Origin of the sequence: Acinetobacter lactucae (assembly GCF_001605885.1) — a bacterium.
Classification (GTDB): Bacteria; Pseudomonadota; Gammaproteobacteria; order Pseudomonadales; family Moraxellaceae; genus Acinetobacter; species Acinetobacter lactucae.
On record NZ_LRPE01000039.1, the window covers coordinates 1 to 20199 of the forward strand.

Sequence of the window (20199 nt, forward strand, 5' to 3'; positions counted from 1 at the left end):
CTTTGCAACCCCTTTTTTAATATTAGTGAAACAACAGTTCGCTTTTTAATCAAAAACGATAAAAATAGTCATTTTTTATATAAACATGGTTGTAAAAGCATCAATTTATCTAAGATCTTCTCGTCTTGATTCTTTTCTTGCCATCTAAGTGGTCGACAATCTATATATTCACAATATCCACCCTCTCCTTGCAGACACTGTTCATTCCAGCTTAATTGATATTGAAAGCTTCCCACATACCCAGCCGCCAACCCAAACTTGTAGTCACCACGGCTTTGTGCATAAAGTTCAAAAATTATTTTTCCGTTTTTCTCACATTGCCAAGAAAACTCCCTTGGCAAATACATCTCTTTACTATTCGGTGTTTTAACCTTTGGATAAACTCGGTGGATATGTAAATTTACGTCTTCTGTAAAACTTTCAACAGGCTTCCCAAATTCTTGAATATCTAATCTTGAACATAGGATGATATTCCACTGATTTCTTATTTGTAAGAATGTAAGCTGCGTCGTTTCATTTAAGTTAATAATTTGGCACGTATAGAAACATAAAGATAAGAACGGCAAATGCAAAGCTCGCGCGTGTTTAAATCGCCCCAACCCTTCAATTTGATATTTCTGTCCTTTATAAAAAATTTCACCTTCACATACACATAATGTTGACCAATAGTCAGAAACACCCCACTGCAAAGCAGAGGCATTAGATATATTCTCAGGGACTTGAATCAAAAGATCACATCCCATTTCTGGGTCTAAGCGTTTAAGGCGAATTGTCGGGATTTGCCATTGAATCACATCAATTTTATCAAATTGATATAAGGTCGAATCAAACTGACATTGGCGACGAATAGAATATGTTTTTAAATGCCCCACACTATGTTGGCTATTACTTACAAGCACTGTTGCAGTATCTATTGCCGAAGTTGTAATGGTGTGAGTGTTATAACAAAGAGGTATCCGCGGTTGTCCCACTAAACTAATGTAATTAAAATAACGAAGTGGGGTCGGTAAATTTGGAAGAATTAAGCCTTGATAAACAATTTTAAAAAAGCCACGAGAAGGTTGATAAACAACCCCCTCTTTAGGATTCAGGCCCAGTTGCTGTAATTGATTAATTTGACTTATCAACTTAGGCATACTGAACCTCTTCTATTTTATGTTTTTATTGTTTCATTACTCTTGCGTGCCAATAGAGTCGTAACAAAACCAGAGAGAGCATAGATAATTGAAACAGTCAAAATGCCCATTGGAATATTATAAGTGATTGCTGCAAAAATCAGTACTACTGGCAACATAACTACAAAGGGAACGCGTTTACGATCCATTTGTTTGAAAGAGTAATATTTAATATTGGAAATCATGAGTAATCCCACAACAACCATGAGAACAGAATTAATCGTTTGAATCGCAATATCCCGCAAATCAAAAATGAAAGGATAATCTCGAGCAACCCAGACGAGTGAAATAATGATAATGGCAGCGAGTGGACTTGCAATGCCAATAAAATAACGCTTATCAACAACTCCAATTTGCACATTAAAACGTGCTAAACGGAAGGCTGCGCAGGCTGTATAAACAAAACAGCATGCTAATCCAATACGGCCTAAATCATGCAAACTCCAGCTATACATCAACATTGCTGGAGCTACACCAAAAGCTAACAAGTCCGATAGAGAATCATATTGTTCACCAAAAGCGCTTTGTGCACCAATCGCTCGAGCAACTCGCCCATCTAAACCGTCAAGTAGCGCTGCAATAAAAATGGCATAGATCGCTTGGTTAAAATCCCCATTCATACTTGCAATGATGGAATAGAAACCGGACAACAGAGCAGCGGTTGTAATTAAGTTAGGCCAAAGGTAAATACCTCGGCGCTTCACTTTTTGTCCTTCCGGATTATCTTCTTCTTCAACCACTTCAAATGTAATCCCATCAAATGAATGTTCATTATGAGTTAAATCTTGCTCTGGTTTAGGCGCATTTGTCATTATTTTCTATTCCAAACATGTGCATTGATTTAAGTTAACTGTTACTCACCTACTAACCAGCGAACAGCAGCATGACCACCAGTTTCTTGCATACGTAGATGCGGGAATAACCACTGTAGTGCTTGGTCTGCTTGTTCTGAGAACTGCCAAGGTGGGTTAATCACTAATAAACCACAACCATTTAGGCCTACAGGGGTATCATCTGGCCATACACAAATTTCACAAACTAACTGACGGCGAATACCCGTTTTAAACATTTTCTTTTCAAAACGTTCAATCATCGCTCGGTCTTTAATTGGATACCAAACCGCAAAAACGCCCGTTGGCCATTTTTTATAAGCTTGTAGTAAAAGTTCAACTAATTGCGGAAAGTCTTTACGTTCTAATTCGTAAGGAGGGTCAATCATAACCAGACCGCGCTTTTCTTTTGGCGGAATTACACCGAGCAAGCCTTCATATGCATCGCGTTCATGTAAACCTGCACGTTTATCACGAATGTTATGACGTAATTGCTGAAATACATCGCGCTGCATTTCAAATATAGTCGCTTTGTCGATTTCACGCATGCCTTGCAAAGCAAACCAAGGAGAACCAGGATAACTACCCTTTCCTTCCTCAGAACGTAATTGTTCAACCAATTTCAAATATTGCTGGATCGCTTCAGGTGCCTGACGCTTTTCCATATCAGATAGTTGAACTAGACGATGAATGCCTGTGAGAAACTCTCCAGACTTTTGTGCAGGTGCCAGAGATAAATCATATTTGCCTGCCCCTCCATGCGTATCGATATAACGATAAGGTTTATCTTTAGCATTTAAACGGTTGAGCAGCTGTAGCAAAAGCACATGCTTCATAACATCTGCAAAGTTGCCCGCATGGAAATGGTGACGGTAATTCATGTTGACTTTAATTCCTCAATTCAACAAATAGTTTAACATGAAAAAAATATTCTTTCGTAAGGTTGTGATCATCTAAAATAGAGCTGCTTGATATTTTTACGATCTACCTGAGGTTATATGCACTCTCACTCGCTTCCTGATTCATGGAATTTGGATCAAATTTTGGATGATTTAAATACGCATGGCTTTGCCATTATAAATCAAGCCTATCCCGATCAATATCGCGCTCAGGTCGCCAATGAGTGCAGCCATCACATGGATGAATTTAGAGAAGCAGGTATTCAAAACGGCGTAGTCAGTAATATTCGCAGTGACCATATTCTCTGGATTAACGATCAGCTTCCTATTGCTCAACAACATATTGAAACTTTAAGTTTATTTTCACAGAGTCTAAATCAAGCATTCTATTTAGGGATTAAAGAGGTTGAAGCTCATTTTGCTCGTTATAATTTGGGTGAATTCTATGCTTTACACCGAGACAATCCTCAACAAAAAAATGATCGTATGATGTCAACTGTCTATTACCTACACCCAGAATGGCAAGAAGATTGGGGTGGACAATTACGACTGCAAGATAAAAATGAAAAATGGCATATTGTTAATCCTGAACCCAATCGCCTGGTAATATTTCAAAGCGATTTATTACATGAAGTATTAATCTCAAAACAACAAAGACTCTCTATTACGGCTTGGCTTCGTAGTGGAAATTCCATCTGGGTCTAAAGGTTACTCTTTAAATTTGCTAAATGAACCCGATATAAAAGCTATTGATTAAAAAAGGTGATGGCGTATGTCTATTGAAAGTAAAACAATTGTGAACCGAATTGGTGAAACAGACCAACTTTATTTGACTGAAAATACGCCTGAGCTTGCTTTAGAGCGTGCTGAGTTACGCATGCAACTTGTAGTATTAAGTCGTGTTCGCCAAGAGCAACTTCATTTTTTACAAGAAGCTATTGTTCTGCTTGAACAAGCTCGTATGGAATATGAAGAAATGCCATTGAGCTTATATCTTAATTTGTCTTTACATTTAGCCAAAGCCTATATGCTTTATTTTGAATTAAATAAAGAAAAACGTTTTGCGTTAATTACTCAACAAATTTTGAAGCCCTTAGCGCATCATGAGCATGCCGATATCTATTTCTTTTTGGCCTATGCTTCAGCAGCACGACAAGAATCAGCACTAACACGACATTGGTTAACTAAATATTTATCAACCTCTACGTGCAATCTTGAACTACTTCATGGCCAACCTGTATTTGATCTTGTTCGTCATGAACCATGGTATAAAGATCAATTAAAAGTAAAAACACATTAAACCCTTAATGTAATAAAGCCTGTTTTACGTATTACATGTAAAACAGGCTTTATTTTTTATGAAATTATTTTTTTACACTGTCTTCATGCAGTTGTTCATTCAGTTCATCAATCACCACAATCCATTCATCATCTTTTTCCCAATGACTTTTTAAAAAATCACTTTGCCCCTTTGACCAAAAAGAAGCTTCATGTAATTTTTGTTCGGCTGGCAATTGATGTGTCTTAATAAAATTTTCAATACTTGCTTCATCTGAGTCCAAACCCAGTTGATCAAATAAAAGCTCTAATGTAGGTTGCTGCTCAAACATTGTTATTCTCCTATAACTTCTTTTAAATCATCTATTAACTAATCTAACAATAAAACGTTTTTACTTGCATGATAGTGTCTATATTTTCTTGTTGCTTTTTGTGTTCCCTTTTTCAGGGTTCAATAAAAAAGCACTCTATAAAGAGTGCTTTTTTAACTCATCAAGTTGATGAATTATTTTACCATGTCAGCAATTGCTGCACGTTCTTCTTCAAGCTCGTTTAGAGTGAAGTTGATACGCTCACGGCTGAATTCATCGATTTCTAAACCTTGAACGATTTTGTATTCACCGTTTTCAGTTGTAACAGGGAAACCGAACATAACGCCTTCAGGAATACCATAAGAACCATCAGATGGAATACCCATAGTTACCCATTTGCCGTTTGTACCAAGCGCCCAATCACGCATATGGTCAATTGCAGCGTTAGCAGCAGAAGCAGCAGAAGACAAACCACGCGCTTCGATGATCGCAGCACCACGTTTACCAACAGTTGGAAGGAATACGTCTTTGTTCCAAGCTGGATCGTTAATTTTGTCTTTTAAGCTTTCGCCATTTGCAGTTGCAAAACGGTAGTCAGCATACATTGTTGGAGAGTGGTTGCCCCAAACTGTTAAGTTTTCGATATCAGCAACTGCCACACCAGCTTTTTGAGCAACTTGAGTCAACGCACGGTTGTGGTCAAGACGCAACATCGCTGTGAAGTTTTTCGCTGGAAGATCTGGAGCAGATTTCATTGCGATGTAAGCGTTAGTGTTTGCAGGGTTACCTACAACTAATACTTTAACGTTACGGCTAGCAACTTCGTTTAATGCTTGACCTTGACCGATGAAAATTTCACCGTTAACTTTTAACAAGTCAGCACGTTCCATACCAGGACCACGTGGACGAGAACCTACCAATAATGCGTAGTCAGCATCTTTAAATGCAACTTTCGGATCATCAGTCCCGATCATGCCAGCCAATAAAGGGAAAGCACAGTCATCAAGTTCCATCATTACGCCTTTAAGCGCTTGTTGTGCTTTTTCAACTGGAACTTCAAGCAATTGTAAAATAACAGGTTGATCTTTACCTAACATTTCACCGCTTGCGATACGGAATAATAAGCTGTAACCAATTTGACCTGCAGCGCCAGTCACGGCAACACGAACGGGTTGCTTCATGTAATTGTCTCCAATGAGTGTCCTTAATCGGGCTAAATAGGAATTCCATCTAACCAAATCATCATAAACGGCAAAGATTGTACTCTAAAGATTTGGCAGATGCATGTAAAAGCGACTCATTTTCACCAAAAGTCTGATAGAAAATACAAATTAACCTTTATAAATAGATTCAATGTATGACGAGCATTTTCTTACGAAATGACCATCACCTTTAGTAACTACCTTTAATCATGATTTCACCAGGGCAATTCGATACTACATGATTTGCACATTGTTTATATTGGCCTTTTACCGTGTAACAAACTTTCACTTCTGTTAAGACCACATCCGAACGCGATAACTGACAACTAAAACGAATACCATTTTGAGGTAAGCTCGGATTAAGGCGAATGAATTGCTGTCTTAACGCAGATTGTTGCATTTCAACATTTGTTGAACTTGTAAGACTAGCCGGAATTTTTAGACGTTCAGCAAAATTAATAACAGTACGGAAATATTGGCTTGCATTCATAGGAACGCATCCGCCTACACTTTTCCATAGCTGTACACGAGCATTATTATCGGGCATAACCCGAGCCACGACTTTAGCTTGCAATGGAGACAAGGTTGCAGAACTGTCTGTTGAGCAATTACTTTGGTTTGTTTCCGGCATGAGACCTGTAATTGTCAGTGAATATCCTTCAAGACATTTACGTTGTTTTTGTTTAGAGGGATCTAATGCACATGCGGCAGGTGTCATTTGCACATGCATAACATACCCCTGTAAATTAACAGGTTCGGCATGTAAAACAGAACTCATCAACCCTACTCCCGCACAGATGAGCCACCATGCAAGTTGCAAAATTGAACGAAGTTCCCAATATCTATATTTCATTTAATTAAAACTTGAATATGCCAATTAAAAGAAGATCCATCATCAACCACCTTAAAATTAAGGCGACGTACGCATTGGAATGACTTTCATACGTTGCGATAACGACTGGGCTCCTTGGCCCAATATTACGCCGTAATGTGTTGCATTCGTCATAACATGCTTGACATAGTCTCTGGTTTCCAACAATGGAATTGTCTCAGTATATTGGTCAGCCGAAATTGATTGGTAGTCCGGTTGCCAACGTCTAGCCCGATTAGGCCCCGCATTATAACCTGCTGTCGCCAAAACAGGGTTATTACTTAATTGTCCCTGAATCATCGACAAATAAAATGTTCCATATCGAATATTGGTATTCATTTCATTTAATGCAGCCGGATTATAAGTTTCACCCATTTGACGTGCAATCAACTTCGCTGTATCAGGCATAATTTGCATAAGACCGCCCGCCCCAACGTGAGAGCGCGCAGAAGTAACAAACCGGCTTTCTTGACGCATTAAACCATAAGCCCATGCAGGATCAATTCCTGCATTGTAACTATGACTTACGACATTAGTCTTATGAGGAGTCACATAACGATAAGTATCATTATGCTTATTTGTTGTACGATCTGCTGCATAAATTGCACGGTCATACCATCCCATGTCATGAGCACGCTTTGCCGCAGCTAAAAGTAGCCCATCGTCATGCTGAAGATAAGCTTGGCGAACTGCCCAATTCCACTCTCGGTTGGTATAAGTTGGATTGGCATTAATACGTCTTAAAGTAAAAGCACGATTAAAGTGAATATTCTGATCCAAACGTCTTAAATCACTTGCCGTTGGCTGATCATCATAGGGCTGATGGTTATAACGCTCACCTAAACGATCTTTTGCTAAAAGGTTATGATAGTCGTCACCCGCCTGAGCCAATTTTCTATAAATTTGTTGTGCTGTTGCTTTAGAAGCACTATCACCACGCTGTTCTGTTGCACGAGCAAGCCAATATTGCCAACGGTCTTCTTGTTTTTGGGATACAGTCATACTATCAATGGCACGTATTAAACTTTCCCACGCACCAAATCTAATCGCCTGACGCGCATAAATTTCAGCTTCTTCCGGACTTAATGGATAACCATAACTTGCATCAAAGTATTGAAGGACTTCACGATTAAAATTATTTTTCATCACCGTGGTGCCACCAATATAGGCTACCGTACGATATAAATATTTTTGTACATTTTGTGGCGTACCTTGAGCGACACGCTGCACATTCGAAAAAGCATTGCTTAAGTCATTATTAGCTAAACGCCCTAACGCGAAAATCAAATAAGCATAATCTGCATCATTTGTCTTAGGCGCACTCCATAAATAGTTAAGTGGGTTGGCCTGAATTTGGTTAAGCTGAGCCAAAGACAAATTCAAACCCAAAGTCTGTGCTGTCGCTAGCGCCTGTCCCGACAAACCTGCACGCAACTGTACCCATAGACGCTGTTGTTTATCTTGTACACTCATTAAAGGACTAGATAACATCATGCGACCTAAGCCCACACAAGATTCAGGTTGTGATTCAGTCGCTAGCCAAACATCTTTATATTCAGCAAAGACTAAAGCATCGCCGCTTTTCGCCCGCACTTGTGCTAAAGCACAATTTTCGGCTTGGTCAGGATTGGTAACATAAGATAAAACAGGTTGTGCAGATGCAAAGTCAGCTTGTTTAACTTTTTCTTCAACATAATCAGCTGCTAATTTTTCAGCCATTGCTGATTGTGGATAGCGTTGAGCAAAGCTTACGATAGAGGCAGTGGGTTGAAAGCCAAGGTTGGTATTGAGTTTCCAATACTCTGGATAATATCCCAATACATCATTTTGCATTGCAAGCTGATATTGGTCTAATAACGCAGTATTACCACTATTTGCAGCATTTAAGGCATCATTGAACTGCTCTTCGGCAGCATAAGTAAATGAACAACCAAGTAAACACATAGCTCCTAACCAGCTACGATGCATATATTTATTTTTCATTACACGACTATGTATTGATGAGCTCTTTCTACTTGGTCTCATAAATGTGCTAAACCCTGACTATTCACCTTCAACGCATAGTTTAATTATTCTTCGTGCTTTCTTTTGTTGTGTTATGTAACTCTATGATTCAACATCATTAAAATTCACCTAATTTACTTCACAAAAACCTTGTCATGTTCTGAAAGTTTACTGTTATCGGTTCGGCTCAAATACTGCTATAATAAATGGTTTGACCCATTTTGGGCCAATTTATTCTTTTTAGATCGATCTGTTAGGAGCCTGCATGACGGTTCAAACCTTCATTCCCAATAGTGCCAAAGCTGCCTCAGAAAACACTGTTACCCAGCCAACGCACACCACTGATGTTTCAATAAAAAAACTTTATATTGAAACTCAAGGGTGTCAGATGAATGAGTATGACAGTCACCGTATGGCAGACCTTTTAGGCGACTCTCACGGCTACGTTTTAACGACCAACCCTAATGAAGCAGACATTCTGCTCATGAATACGTGTTCTATTCGTGAAAAAGCGCAGGAAAAAGTATTTAGTGAATTAGGCCGCTGGCGCAAACTCAAAGACAAAAATCCTGACCTGATAATTGGTGTGGGTGGATGTGTTGCCTCTCAAGAAGGTGACAATATTCAAAAACGTGCGCCTTACGTGGACATGATTTTTGGCCCACAAACATTACACCGTTTACCACAAATGCTTGATCAACATAATGCTCAAGTAGAAAAACCCAAAAAAGATAAAATCAAATTGGTTGATATTTCTTTCCCAGATATTGAAAAGTTCGACTTTTTACCTGAACCACGTGTAGAAGGCTTTAAAGCATTCGTTTCTATTATGGAAGGCTGCTCTAAGTATTGTTCTTTCTGTGTAGTTCCTTATACACGCGGTGAAGAAGTTTCTCGCCCATTAGATGATGTACTTGCAGAAATTGCAGGTCTGGCTGAAAAAGGTGTTCGTGAAATTTCACTTCTGGGTCAAAATGTAAATGGATATCGCGGCGAAACTTTCGAAGGCGGCATCTGCACCTTCCCTGAATTGTTACGACTCGTTGCAGAAATTCCGGGTATTGGCCGTTTACGTTATACAACTTCACATCCACTTGAGTTCTCTGATGAGTTAATTCAGTGCTATGAAGATTTGCCTCAAATGGTGTCACATTTACACTTACCTGTTCAAAGTGGATCAAATGATGTCTTACAGGCAATGAAGCGAAATCATACGATTGATGTTTATATTGATAAGATTGCCAAGCTAAGAAAAATACGTCCAGATATGCATTTATCGAGTGACTTTATTATTGGTTTCCCAGGTGAAACTGATGAAAACTTCGCTGAAACACTTCAATTTATCAAAGACTTAGATTTTGACCACTCGTATAGTTTTGTCTATTCAAAACGTCCAGGTACACCTGCATCAGACTTGCCTGATACTACGCCTGAGCACGTTAAGAAAGAGCGTTTAGTTCAAGTTCAAAAAGTGATTAAACAATCTAGTATTGAAAAAACTGATGCAATGCTTGGCAAAATTGAACGTGTTCTTATTGAAAAAGTTTCGGACCAAGACCCTAATATTTTACTAGGTACAGCCGATAATACACGTCTAGTCACTTTCGTAGGTGATGCTTCTTGGGTAGGTCGTTTCGCAGAGATCGAGATTACTGAAATTAAAACTTTAAATTTAGTTTACGGTGAACTCTTGAATCTTGAGCCTGACGTGGCGTAATGTAGAGGTATTCTAAAGTCTACTGAAAGGTTTTCTCTTGACTGCAGCGATTCGACGTACCGTAACATTTCCTGAAATTTCAATGGAACGTTTAAAGAGCATCTTGGGTGCCTATAATGGGCACCTTAAGCAAATTGAACAGCGTTTAGATGTCAAAATTACTCATCGTGGAGATGTTTTTCATATCGATGGTGAGATAGATGCTGTTGGGAGAGCCGAAGCATTATTGCAACGACTCTACGAAGAGTCTGAGGTATCCCAGCAAATCAGTGCTGATCTGTTGCACCTGTTAATTCAATCTTCTCAAACTGAACGTAATTTCGAGTTAGTGGGAGAAGAAATGGATGAGCATGATGCGCCAATGGATGTTTATTTCCAAACTCGAAAAGGCCGCATTAATCCACGTGGTGCCAATCAAAAACGTTATGTACAGCGTATTTTGCAAAGCGACATTTCTTTTGGTGTTGGCCCTGCTGGTACAGGTAAAACCTATTTAGCAGTTGCCGCCGCAGTAGATATGCTCGAACGTAACGAAATCCAGCGGATTTTACTTGTACGTCCTGCCGTGGAAGCTGGGGAAAAGCTCGGTTTCCTACCTGGTGATTTAACTCAGAAAATCGATCCATACCTACGCCCTCTTTACGATGCCCTTTACGAAATGCTTGGCTTTGAAAAAGTTGCCAAGTTAATTGAGCGTCAAGTGATTGAGGTTGCCCCTCTTGCCTATATGCGTGGTCGTACACTTAACCATTCATTTGTAATTTTGGATGAAGCTCAAAACACAACGCCAGAACAAATGAAAATGTTCTTGACCCGTTTAGGTTTTGGCTCTCGTGCAGTGATTACAGGCGATATTACCCAAGTAGATTTACCTCGAGGCCAACAATCTGGTTTGGCACATGCACTACGTGTACTCGAGAATATTAAAGAAATTCATATTACCCGTTTCCATTCCCGTGACGTTGTACGTCATCAACTTGTTCAAAAAATTGTTGAAGCGTATGAGGGTTGGGATGGTGAACAACAGCGTCTTAATGCTGAAGCACGTGCTGAACGCAAAGCACGTCAAGAGGCATTAGTTGCTGAAAACGATACAGCAGCAGACTTGCAACATCAGGATGCTTAAGGATTCATTTTGAAAATCAGTTTAAGTTTACAACAAGACTTTCAATCACCTGAGTTAGAGCTCAAACGAGCTCAACTCAAAAAAATTATTGAGACAACTTTACACCACGTTGGTTATAAAGAAGATTGTGAAATTGGGGTTGCTTGCGTTGATCTGGACGAAAGCCAACAACTCAATTTGCAATACCGAGAAAAAGATAAACCGACTAATGTTTTATCTTTCCCAAGTGATATTCCTGAAGAAGTTTTACAAATGCTAGATGCCTTACCTCTAGGTGATTTAGTTATTTGCATTCCAGTGGTATTACAAGAGGCGTTAGAACAGAAAAAAACTGCCCAAAATCATTTTGCCCATTTACTAGTGCATGGTGTTTTACATTTGCTCGGTTATGACCATGAAACCAGTGATGAAGATGCTGAAGAGATGGAAGGCTTAGAAATTGAAATTTTAGCAAAACTCAATATTGCTAATCCTTATCAGGAATAATGTGATCATTAGTAAAATGTGGATATCCTAAAAGTTATCCACATTTTTTAATTAGTGAACCTCAAATTCAGCTTCAGCTGGGTCAAAGCGCCAAGTACGTACAATACGTAATTCCGAAATGTCTTTCATATTGGCATCAAAATGTCCAAATGGTGCGCCGCGACGTACTGAAGACTTAGCTGCTTCATCTAGTATTGAATGCCCTGAGCTTTCAAGCAGTCGGATTGCACGAATTCCGCCTTGAGCATTCAAAATCACCATTAAACGCACTTCACCTCTTAGCTGTTGTTGTTTGGCCTCTTCCGGATAATAGCGATTACCGTAAAGCTCTACTTTTTCACGGAACTTATCTAAATAAGCAGCCGAGGCATCTTTCTTTGCTTGAATTCCGTCTACTGTTTTTATTTTTTGCTGGCGGCTGAAATCTTGTCTACGTTGTAAATATTGTGCTTCAAGACTGGCAACCATCGCAGCTTTTGCCTGAAATTGACTTTGTAATTGTTCTAATTCTTTTTTTCTTTGACTTACATCCGCTTGTTTCTGCCAACTCAAAACTGTCATTAAGACCTTTTCTTCAAACTTAAGCTCTCTTTGTTGCTGAATATTTTGCAAAGTTTCTAACTCTGCATTTCCAGTTGAAGCATCCCTAAGCATAGGATTTAGAGTATCACTAGAAGTCCGGTGAGCCTCACGAAATGCACCTGAACCCTGCTGGTCTGCTTGCGCTAAAAAATCTGCCTGATGAACTGGCTCATTGTTTGGTCGAATTGAAATTGCAATTTCTTTAGTAGATTGCTCTGACGGGCTGGGCATAGCAAATTGAATGAGCAATACAAAAATATGCAGCAAAATTGCTAATATTGTTGCAGCAACAAAGACTCTGTCTTGCCACCAATAATGAAAAGGCTCTATGAATCGGCTTCTTTTGTTCAGCATAATCTTAAAAGCATATAAATGCCTTTTCCCCACGGTTTAATACCGAATAAAATGTAAACTAATATTCAAATATGGATAAAAGTGTGATTCACTTCAAATAGAGGGTTTTATCCATTTTCATTTTGTCAAAATGTATCAATTAAATTTGTTACACTGCAATATCAAAACCCGTTTTTTATCATAATAAAGATTGTCTGGGCTCTTTAGTAAATTATCTTCTGGAAGTTCTTTTATGCAAACGCTATTTTCCTCATTAGTCAGACGCCTTCAAAAAGTCTATAAAAAAGCAGAAGCATTCATTGAGGAAGAAAGAGATTTTACATTATCGCAAACCTTTCTGAATGCAACTTTGCAACGTTACGTCACTAATAATGTTGAGTTTTTAGATGACCTACATGCTGATCTTTATCATGACTGGTTAAGATTATATGCCACCATGCATGTAAAAGGCTTAGAAACTACATTATCCGTCGACTTAAAACTGATTCAAATGGAATTTAATAAAGAACAACAGCTTTTAGTTTTTGAACAAATTAGTAATACACAAATTATTGAAGCAAAATATAAAAACTTCTGGCAAAAAATTGCCGTAAAAGCCGCAGTTTTTTACTACCATAAAATTTTAAAAAAAGACCCTTTAGGGATGATTCTTGAACGTTTTAATGTAGCAGAAGAACGTGATGAACTTATATTTCTTGATCTCAACCGCTGGTTTGGTAAAAAAGCTAGTATCATCGAAACATTAGGTAAAGTGCATGTAAATTACGCACGGGTTCGTGAAGCTGAATTAGTCGTATTTGGAAATGTGAATTTAGCAGCATTACTTTACCGTGATCAGGACGAAGACGATTTTGAAGATGAATTAGAAGACTCTGAAATAACACCAATTCAGCAAAAAGGTGCATAAACGGATATAAATGAAAATTAATTAGCTGCCAAAAAACACAAATAGATTACACATTTAGCATAAATCCTGATTTTTTCTTCATGATCAGCAGGCATAATATGTTTAAGTTACAGATGCATCAGCACTGACTTTTTAGTCTGTACAAGGATACTTACTTATGGCAACAAAATTTCTGAAATCGTTTGGCATCGCAACAGGTATTTCAACAACTTTGCTTTTTGCAGGCTTCTCAAGCCATGCTCTTGCCATGAGCCCATTTCAGGCAAATTATCAGTTTACTTATAATAATAAAGGTATGGGTACGGCTACCCGTGCTTTAAGTCAGCAAGGTAATAACTGGACTTATAACTTCACCGCAAAAGCAGGTGGAATTGCTTCTGCAAGTGAGACAAGTAAATTCAGTTTCAACAATGGTAAAATTGGGTCTCAAAGTTTTAGCCGTACCAGCAAAATTTTGATTCATAACAACACCATGAGTATTAACTTTAATCCAAATAGCAAAACTATCTCTACGAAGAAAGATGATAAAGCCCGTTCATTTGCTTGGCAGGCAGGCGTTCTTGATGAGCTAAATGCAGAGTTACAGCTGCGTGAAGATTTAAAAAATGGTTCACTTAAAACTTCTTACCCACTTGCAGATGCAAAAGAAGTTGAAAATCGTCGATTTGTAAAACAAGGTAATGAGAAAATTAAAACCTCTTATGGCACATTCGATACCATTAAAGTCGTTTTACAACATAAAAAGCCTGAACGTAGTACAGTCTTTTGGTTAGCCCCAAAACTAGATTATTTACCAGTTAAAGTTAGCCATATTGATGGTAAAACTTCTTATGGCCTGTTATTAACAAGTTATACAGGTAAGACGAATTAAAGCTTGCATTTTTTCGGATGCTTTTTAAAATACGCATTTGCTTTAAAAGCATCCGTCTAGAGGATTCTCCCGTGCACGCACTAGAACAGAAAATCTTAACAGAAGGTATCGTTCTATCTGATCAAGTCTTGAAAGTCGACGCTTTCTTAAACCACCAAATTGATCCTGTACTCATGCAGCAGATTGGTAAAGAATTTGCCGCTCGCTTTAAAGATGCAGGGATTACCAAGATTATTACCATTGAAGCATCAGGTATTGCACCTGCAATCATGGCAGGTTTGGAACTTGGTGTACCTGTAATTTTCGCTCGTAAATATCAGTCATTGACGCTAAAAGATGACTTATATCGCTCAAAAGTATTTAGTTTTACTAAACAAACTGAAAGTACAATTGCGATTTCAAACAAGCACCTTCATTCAACTGATAAAGCATTAGTTATTGATGACTTCTTGGCGAATGGTCAAGCAGCATTGGGATTGATTGATTTAATTCACCAAGCAAATGCAGAAGTTGTAGGCGTGGGTATCGTAATTGAAAAATCATTCCAACCGGGCCGTGATTTATTGCTTGAAAAGGGTTACCGTGTTGAATCATTAGCACGCGTTCATTCCCTTACGGATGGCAAAGTTACTTTTGTAAAAGAATAAATTGTACAAATAAAAAAGAGCGGATAATCCGCTCTTTTTTATTTAATTACAGTGCGGTAAGAAGCTTTTTAGCAACTTCGCCTAAACGCTTGCCTTGAGCTTCACACAAAATCTTTTCGTCCTGACTTAAGTTCTGGTCATGACGCGGTCCACTTACATGACTTGCTCCATACGGCGTTCCACCTGTTTTAGTGTTAGATAAAGCTGGAATTGCATTTGGTAATCCCAAAATCATCATCCCATGATGAAATAACGGCGGTAGCATAGTGAGTAAAGTACTTTCTTGCCCACCATGCATTGAACCAGAAGAAGTAAAAACGCATGCTGGTTTATTATGTAATGCCCCATTCAACCAAAGACTTGTGGTTTGATCCCAAAAATATTTCATTTCACTTGCCATATTACCAAAGCGAGTTGGAGAGCCTAAGGCCAAACCAGCACAATTTGCTAAATCATCTAACGTACAATAGATATCGCCTTCTTCCGGAATGCTTGGCTCAGCTATGGTGACGACTGGAGCAATATTTGGCACTGTCCGAATTTTCACTGACATACCCACAGACTCAACACCGTTGGCAATTAAATGAGCCATTTCTTTAGTAGAACCATATTTGCTGTAATAGAGTACAAGAATGTAAGGTTGCATCGGTTTCATAAATTTTGTTAAAAAGAACACTATACGGGATTTTTTATTTTTTTGGCGCAACCAATTTTATGAAATTCTAGAGGTGATTGATGGTATAGCACCAAAGATAACACGAGCAAATTTCTCAAATTCGACGAGTAACAGTTTTTTCTACTTTTGATAAACCCATGCTCAGACAACAGAAAGTCTACTTTTTTGAAAAAAGTTTATAGCTACAATTCTTTCTATAGCGCATAGTAAACTTACAGAATGTCTTTAATTCTATAAGTTATTATTTTGCTCTAATCTACTATTTGAGTGTTTAAGCTCATACTTTGATAAGCTATCAATTGCCCAACATGATGATTAAAAAAATCGGGATAGACGACGCATGTTACAACGTTTTTTAAATAAGCTTCCTTTTTATAATAAAACCTGGTTTCAGTTCGTTTTATATGTATTTAAGCGTTTTGAAGCTGATCGGTGCCGTGAACAAGCTGGCTCTCTCACTTATACAACCCTATTTGCAGTTGTGCCGATGTTAACGGTTTTTTTAGTAATTATTTCTTCAATTAAAGCCTTAGAACCAGCAAGACAACAGCTCCAACATTTAATTTATAGCAATTTTTTACCGAAGAGCACAATCGCATTTGATAAAGCACTAAATGCTTTTACAGAAAAATCCAGCAACTTAACCATTATTGGTGTGCTGTTTTTATTCGTAACTACTGTCTTAATGCTGACCTCAATTGAAACAGTTTTTAATCGTATTTGGCGTGTTAAAGAAACTCGCAGTGGCATTATGGGCTTTATGCGTTATTGGACGATCATCTCCTTAGGTCCGATTATCTTAGGAAGTGCATTTGTCATTTCATCTACAGTCGCTTCCATGAACTTATTAAGTAATAACTTCACGGGGTATCAACTTGATGGTGCATTTCTACTTTGGCTTATTTCTTTTGCTCTTACCATTTTGGGTTTTTTCATTTTATATTGGACCATTCCCAATCGCACAGTTCCACTATATTCGGCAGCAATTGCCGCATGTTTAAGTGCAGCATTGTTTGAAATACTCAAAAATCTATTTAGCTTTATCATGTCAAACTTTACCAGTTATGAAATCATATATGGAGCATTTGCAGCAGTACCCATTTTCCTGCTATGGGTCTTTTTATCTTGGAATATTATTTTGCTAGGTGTAGAAGTGAGTTTTGCTTTAACTGCCTTTCATTCAGGTAAAGAGCAAAAACGGCACCCTGTTTTAATGCTATTAGATATCCTTGAATTGTTTTATAAAAAGCAGAAACTCGGTGAAAGTGTAAATGATAAAGAAGCTCTAGAAATTTTAGGCCGTGGAGAAATTGGCCGTTGGCCAGCTTATGTGCTTTTACTAGAGGAGCAGAATTTAATTAAACGCACAGATAAAGATGAATATGTGCTTGCTCGTAATTTATCTCAAGTCGACTTTTGGGGTTTTTTTACAGCTCTTCCTTACCCGCTACCACTACGGGAAGATGTTCTAAATGCACATGATGACGATGAATGGATGGAAAAAATTGGACCTGCTTTGGTCGAATCTAACGATTATTTGGCTGCTAAGCTTTCGATTCCTCTCTCAACAATTTTTGAAGAGAAATAGAAAATAGAGCTATTTATTAATAGAAATACCCTATCTCCTAGCTAATAAAAAAACCCTATTATTGAAAAAATAGGTTTTTTTTATTGTCCATTTTAAGAACAGATTAGGCTTTCACAAAAGTTTCCCATACAAAATCTTGCGTTGCACCTTTTAATGTCATTTTCAACTGATCACCCGAGTATAATGGACCAACCCCAGCTGGTGAACCTGTCATAATCACATCACCTGGTTCGAGTGAAAAGACCTGATTAATATCAGTTAACAGTTCGCCAATAGTAAACATTAACAGTGCAGTATTACCATCTTGACGCAATTCATCATTAATATGGAAAGTGAATTTGGTCTCTTGCCAATTTGTAATTTCTTTTGTATCAACCCAGTCTGACAAAACACAAGCACCATCAAAAGCTTTGGCACGCTCCCATGGATGACCTTTACTTTTCAAATCATTCTGTAAATCACGCATTGTTAAATCAAGACCCAACGTCACTGCCCCAATCGCCTTTAAAGCTTTTTCAGGGTCTGTTTCACCCTTTAAAGGCTGATCAATGCGCAAAACTAATTCACACTCAAAGTGACAACTGCCCCAAGCTGGATTCCATGAAATACCGTCATTTAAACCAATCAAGCTACTCGGTGGTTTAATAAATAATATAGGTCTGTCAGGCATAGCATTATTTAATTCTTTAACATGATCGGCGTAACTTCTGCCCACGCAAACGATTTTTGAAGGACGTGTATTCATGAGGCTTCCTTTGTTGTTGCGGCTAATAATTCCAATAATTTATTTCTTAAATGTATTTTCAAATATGGTTTGATCTGAAAGCTGCGCAAAAGCACGCTTTGGTACAATAATTACAGTTTTATTTTTTAGCTCAAGCATGTAAGTCAATTTGCCTTTAGCAAAAGTTTGTACATCCGCATATTGCATCACTTGCTTACGACCATTGGCATAAAGCTCAAAATAATCTTGATATAAGTCAATTCCCTGCTCGCTCTTTCCGAACTGGTAACGAATAAATTGACGCTTAAATAACATGGGTAAAAGCCAGTAACGCATCAGAACTTGCATCACCAGAAAAAACACGCCTAACCCGACATAATATCGACCAACACCAGAGAGACCTAAATAAAATCCCCAAATAATAATTGCGATACTAATCGCAGGTGTTAGAAAACGGGTAATTTGCTTTTTTCCAAAAGTCACTAATGAAAATCCATCTTGTGACTCTTCTAAATTCAAATAGTAACGTAGAGATAAAGCTGTTTTTTGCTCGGTCATTGCACTGCATCAATACTCAATAAATCTAAACTATTAGAGCATATTCATTTCAGCTTTAAAATGAATCAAAAGCTATTTTTTAATTTGTTTAAAGATGAAGCTTATTATTAGATTGGAAGATCAGCTACGTTGCATATATAGAACGTAGATTCATATTTTTTGAGCTTATTTCAGTTTTTAAAATTTCTACAATAAGAGCATCACCTTCTTAGTGGAATGTCTCATGTCTTTCTTTGCAAAATTATTTGGCTTAAATCAAAAAGCAACAGTCTCAAAAGATGTGGTTACTCAATCCACTCAAGAGTCCTCTCTTTTCAATCAACCAAGCTTTTTAGAATTAATTAAAAAACGTCGTTCTATTTATTCGATCGGGAAAAACCTAAAACATACTTCTGCGGAAATTGAAGAATTGATTCAAGAGGCGGTCAAACATAGCCCATCAGCGTTCAACTCTCAATCTTCTCGTGTTGTGATTTTATTTAATCAATCTCATCAAAACTTCTGGAATATTGTCTTAGATGTCTTAAAAACTATTGTTCCTGCCGAAGCATTAGCTGGAACTGAACAAAAAATCCAAAGTTTCGCAGCGGGTGCCGGTACAGTTTTATTTTTTGAAGACCAGAATGTAATTAAAAGTCTACAAGAACAATTTGAAACGTATGCAGATAATTTCCCCGTTTGGTCTGAACACTCAACCGCAATCGCACAGTTTGCAGTATGGAGTGTATTGGCTGAACAAGGTATTGGAGCTTCTTTACAGCACTATAATCCAATTATCGATGAGAAAATTAATGCTGCTTTTGATATTCCTGCTCAATGGAAATTAAGAGCTCAATTAGTATTTGGTTCAATTGAAGGCAAAGTAGGCGAAAAAGCTTTTATTGAAGACGAAAGCCGTTTTAAGACATTTGGCTAACTTTTTCGACTTCAAATTATTTATGAGCTAGTTGCCATGAGCACTAGCTTTTGAATGGAAATAATAAAAAAATAGACACAAAAAAACCGCTATATATAGCGGTTAATTCTTCAAGTGGTGCGCTCAGAGAGATTCGAACTCCCGACCCCTTAGTTCGTAGCCAAGTGCTCTATCCAGCTGAGCTATGAGCGCGTACTTGATGTTGCGCATTATACGCATTTTTCATAGCTTAGGAAGCCTTTTTTCATCTTTCTGTCATCAAACGTCTAGTTCTTAGCCAGAACCATATTTTATATAAAATCGTGGTTAAAGAAATTGAAGTTTTTCTCACCTAAGATGTATTTGAAATATTTTTTTTCAAATAAGTTTTAACGGTTTTTTGAAGTATTTGGCCATATACCTAGAAGATAAAGGCTACTGTTTTAGTCAACATTATAGAAATAATATATTTCTGATTGAACCTAACCATTATAAGCC

20 protein-coding genes, 1 tRNA gene and 2 pseudogenes are annotated in these 20199 nt (G+C 37.8%); 10 read left to right on the forward strand and 13 right to left on the reverse strand.

Annotated elements, in window-relative coordinates; genetic code table 11:
- Positions 1-49 precede the first annotated feature (49 nt).
- The 3 genes and pseudogenes from AWW73_RS15910 to AWW73_RS15920 form a co-directional block, all read right to left on the reverse strand.
- Positions 50-1136, reverse strand: a pseudogene (locus AWW73_RS15910) (DUF6670 family protein).
- A gap of 17 nt (positions 1137-1153) precedes the next feature.
- Positions 1154-1987, reverse strand: a complete 834-nt coding sequence (gene pssA / locus AWW73_RS15915) for a CDP-diacylglycerol--serine O-phosphatidyltransferase (protein WP_016143534.1) — start codon at positions 1985-1987, stop codon at positions 1154-1156.
- 41 nt (positions 1988-2028) lie between these two features.
- On the reverse strand, positions 2029-2886 hold the full coding sequence (locus AWW73_RS15920; RefSeq protein ID WP_062850144.1) for a 23S rRNA (adenine(2030)-N(6))-methyltransferase RlmJ: 858 nt from the start codon (positions 2884-2886) through the stop codon (positions 2029-2031).
- Between the two features lie 117 nt (positions 2887-3003).
- Between AWW73_RS15920 and AWW73_RS15925 the strand changes: the two genes are divergently transcribed.
- Together AWW73_RS15925 and AWW73_RS15930 are read left to right on the forward strand one after the other, a co-directional pair.
- Positions 3004-3609, forward strand: coding sequence for a 2OG-Fe(II) oxygenase (locus tag AWW73_RS15925; protein ID WP_062850145.1), 606 nt, complete (start codon positions 3004-3006; stop codon positions 3607-3609).
- A 67-nt stretch (positions 3610-3676) separates the two neighbouring features.
- Positions 3677-4204: a hypothetical protein gene (locus AWW73_RS15930; RefSeq protein ID WP_062850146.1), complete on the forward strand. Its 528-nt coding sequence runs from the start codon at positions 3677-3679 to the stop codon at positions 4202-4204.
- A 64-nt stretch (positions 4205-4268) separates the two neighbouring features.
- Here AWW73_RS15930 and AWW73_RS15935 read toward each other — a convergent pair whose 3' ends face one another.
- The 4 genes from AWW73_RS15935 to AWW73_RS15950 all read right to left on the reverse strand — a co-directional run bounded on the left by AWW73_RS15935 (position 4269) and on the right by AWW73_RS15950 (position 8549).
- Complete coding sequence (locus AWW73_RS15935) at positions 4269-4514, reverse strand: DUF2789 family protein (RefSeq protein WP_002119522.1); 246 nt, start codon at positions 4512-4514, stop codon at positions 4269-4271.
- A 173-nt stretch (positions 4515-4687) separates the two neighbouring features.
- Entirely contained in the window at positions 4688-5674 is a 987-nt protein-coding gene (locus tag AWW73_RS15940; RefSeq protein ID WP_002119517.1) for a malate dehydrogenase, read from the reverse strand.
- 211 nt (positions 5675-5885) lie between these two features.
- Positions 5886-6548: a ribonuclease T2 family protein gene (locus AWW73_RS15945; RefSeq protein ID WP_062850147.1), complete on the reverse strand. Its 663-nt coding sequence runs from the start codon at positions 6546-6548 to the stop codon at positions 5886-5888.
- Between the two features lie 57 nt (positions 6549-6605).
- Complete coding sequence (locus AWW73_RS15950) at positions 6606-8549, reverse strand: lytic transglycosylase domain-containing protein (protein ID WP_062850148.1); 1944 nt, start codon at positions 8547-8549, stop codon at positions 6606-6608.
- A gap of 286 nt (positions 8550-8835) precedes the next feature.
- Here AWW73_RS15950 and miaB point away from each other — a divergent pair, with 286 nt between their 5' ends.
- The 3 genes from miaB to ybeY are packed head-to-tail and all read left to right on the forward strand — an operon-like array spanning position 8836 to position 11899.
- Positions 8836-10287, forward strand: coding sequence for a tRNA (N6-isopentenyl adenosine(37)-C2)-methylthiotransferase MiaB (miaB, locus tag AWW73_RS15955; protein ID WP_062850149.1), 1452 nt, complete (start codon positions 8836-8838; stop codon positions 10285-10287).
- A gap of 37 nt (positions 10288-10324) precedes the next feature.
- A complete protein-coding gene (locus AWW73_RS15960) occupies positions 10325-11413 on the forward strand; it encodes a PhoH family protein (protein ID WP_002119513.1) in 1089 nt (362 codons plus the stop codon).
- A 9-nt stretch (positions 11414-11422) separates the two neighbouring features.
- Positions 11423-11899, forward strand: coding sequence for an rRNA maturation RNase YbeY (gene ybeY, locus AWW73_RS15965; RefSeq protein WP_062850150.1), 477 nt, complete (start codon positions 11423-11425; stop codon positions 11897-11899).
- Positions 11900-11950: 51 nt separating this feature from the next.
- On the opposite strand, the gene AWW73_RS15970 is transcribed toward ybeY, so the two are convergent.
- Positions 11951-12835: an energy transducer TonB gene (locus tag AWW73_RS15970; protein ID WP_062850151.1), complete on the reverse strand. Its 885-nt coding sequence runs from the start codon at positions 12833-12835 to the stop codon at positions 11951-11953.
- Positions 12836-13067: 232 nt separating this feature from the next.
- Between AWW73_RS15970 and AWW73_RS15975 the strand changes: the two genes are divergently transcribed.
- The 3 genes from AWW73_RS15975 (at position 13068) to AWW73_RS15985 (ending at position 15260) form a co-directional block, all read left to right on the forward strand.
- Positions 13068-13742: a hypothetical protein gene (locus AWW73_RS15975; RefSeq protein WP_062850152.1), complete on the forward strand. Its 675-nt coding sequence runs from the start codon at positions 13068-13070 to the stop codon at positions 13740-13742.
- 157 nt (positions 13743-13899) lie between these two features.
- Positions 13900-14613: a DUF3108 domain-containing protein gene (locus tag AWW73_RS15980; protein ID WP_057104940.1), complete on the forward strand. Its 714-nt coding sequence runs from the start codon at positions 13900-13902 to the stop codon at positions 14611-14613.
- Positions 14614-14684: 71 nt separating this feature from the next.
- A complete protein-coding gene (locus tag AWW73_RS15985; protein ID WP_002119547.1) occupies positions 14685-15260 on the forward strand; it encodes a xanthine phosphoribosyltransferase in 576 nt (191 codons plus the stop codon).
- 46 nt (positions 15261-15306) lie between these two features.
- Here AWW73_RS15985 and wrbA read toward each other — a convergent pair whose 3' ends face one another.
- A complete protein-coding gene (gene wrbA, locus AWW73_RS15990; protein WP_205630331.1) occupies positions 15307-15915 on the reverse strand; it encodes an NAD(P)H:quinone oxidoreductase in 609 nt (202 codons plus the stop codon).
- 361 nt (positions 15916-16276) lie between these two features.
- On the opposite strand from wrbA, the gene AWW73_RS15995 reads away from it, so the two are divergent.
- A complete protein-coding gene (locus tag AWW73_RS15995) occupies positions 16277-17524 on the forward strand; it encodes a YihY family inner membrane protein (RefSeq protein ID WP_062850154.1) in 1248 nt (415 codons plus the stop codon).
- Between the two features lie 103 nt (positions 17525-17627).
- On the opposite strand, the gene AWW73_RS16000 is transcribed toward AWW73_RS15995, so the two are convergent.
- Positions 17628-18269, reverse strand: coding sequence for a fumarylacetoacetate hydrolase family protein (locus AWW73_RS16000; RefSeq protein ID WP_062850155.1), 642 nt, complete (start codon positions 18267-18269; stop codon positions 17628-17630).
- A gap of 39 nt (positions 18270-18308) precedes the next feature.
- Positions 18309-18806: a YcxB family protein gene (locus AWW73_RS16005; RefSeq protein WP_016143547.1), complete on the reverse strand. Its 498-nt coding sequence runs from the start codon at positions 18804-18806 to the stop codon at positions 18309-18311.
- A gap of 223 nt (positions 18807-19029) precedes the next feature.
- On the opposite strand from AWW73_RS16005, the gene AWW73_RS16010 reads away from it, so the two are divergent.
- On the forward strand, positions 19030-19722 hold the full coding sequence (locus AWW73_RS16010; protein WP_062850156.1) for a nitroreductase family protein: 693 nt from the start codon (positions 19030-19032) through the stop codon (positions 19720-19722).
- A 115-nt stretch (positions 19723-19837) separates the two neighbouring features.
- On the opposite strand, the gene AWW73_RS16015 is transcribed toward AWW73_RS16010, so the two are convergent.
- Both AWW73_RS16015 and AWW73_RS19320 read right to left on the reverse strand, forming a co-directional pair.
- Positions 19838-19914: transfer RNA gene (locus AWW73_RS16015), tRNA-Arg, on the reverse strand.
- Positions 19915-20056: 142 nt separating this feature from the next.
- A pseudogene (locus AWW73_RS19320) lies at positions 20057-20155 on the reverse strand (hypothetical protein); the annotation flags it as partial.
- Between the last annotated feature and the right edge of the window lie 44 nt (positions 20156-20199).

Bases quoted from the DNA above. Each gene is read 5' to 3' on its own strand.
- pssA (WP_016143534.1), bottom strand. From the start codon at position 1,987: ATGACAAATGCGCCTAAACCAGAGCAAGATTTAACTCATAATGAACAT.
- AWW73_RS15920 (WP_062850144.1), bottom strand. From the start codon at position 2,886: ATGAATTACCGTCACCATTTCCATGCGGGCAACTTTGCAGATGTTATG.
- AWW73_RS15925 (WP_062850145.1), top strand. From the start codon at position 3,004: ATGCACTCTCACTCGCTTCCTGATTCATGGAATTTGGATCAAATTTTG.
- AWW73_RS15930 (WP_062850146.1), top strand. From the start codon at position 3,677: ATGTCTATTGAAAGTAAAACAATTGTGAACCGAATTGGTGAAACAGAC.
- AWW73_RS15935 (WP_002119522.1), bottom strand. From the start codon at position 4,514: ATGTTTGAGCAGCAACCTACATTAGAGCTTTTATTTGATCAACTGGGT.
- AWW73_RS15940 (WP_002119517.1), bottom strand. From the start codon at position 5,674: ATGAAGCAACCCGTTCGTGTTGCCGTGACTGGCGCTGCAGGTCAAATT.
- AWW73_RS15945 (WP_062850147.1), bottom strand. From the start codon at position 6,548: ATGAAATATAGATATTGGGAACTTCGTTCAATTTTGCAACTTGCATGG.
- AWW73_RS15950 (WP_062850148.1), bottom strand. From the start codon at position 8,549: ATGAAAAATAAATATATGCATCGTAGCTGGTTAGGAGCTATGTGTTTA.
- miaB (WP_062850149.1), top strand. From the start codon at position 8,836: ATGACGGTTCAAACCTTCATTCCCAATAGTGCCAAAGCTGCCTCAGAA.
- AWW73_RS15970 (WP_062850151.1), bottom strand. From the start codon at position 12,835: ATGCTGAACAAAAGAAGCCGATTCATAGAGCCTTTTCATTATTGGTGG.
- AWW73_RS15975 (WP_062850152.1), top strand. From the start codon at position 13,068: ATGCAAACGCTATTTTCCTCATTAGTCAGACGCCTTCAAAAAGTCTAT.
- AWW73_RS15980 (WP_057104940.1), top strand. From the start codon at position 13,900: ATGGCAACAAAATTTCTGAAATCGTTTGGCATCGCAACAGGTATTTCA.
- wrbA (WP_205630331.1), bottom strand. From the start codon at position 15,915: ATGAAACCGATGCAACCTTACATTCTTGTACTCTATTACAGCAAATAT.
- AWW73_RS15995 (WP_062850154.1), top strand. From the start codon at position 16,277: ATGTTACAACGTTTTTTAAATAAGCTTCCTTTTTATAATAAAACCTGG.
- AWW73_RS16000 (WP_062850155.1), bottom strand. From the start codon at position 18,269: ATGAATACACGTCCTTCAAAAATCGTTTGCGTGGGCAGAAGTTACGCC.
- AWW73_RS16005 (WP_016143547.1), bottom strand. From the start codon at position 18,806: ATGACCGAGCAAAAAACAGCTTTATCTCTACGTTACTATTTGAATTTA.
- AWW73_RS16010 (WP_062850156.1), top strand. From the start codon at position 19,030: ATGTCTTTCTTTGCAAAATTATTTGGCTTAAATCAAAAAGCAACAGTC.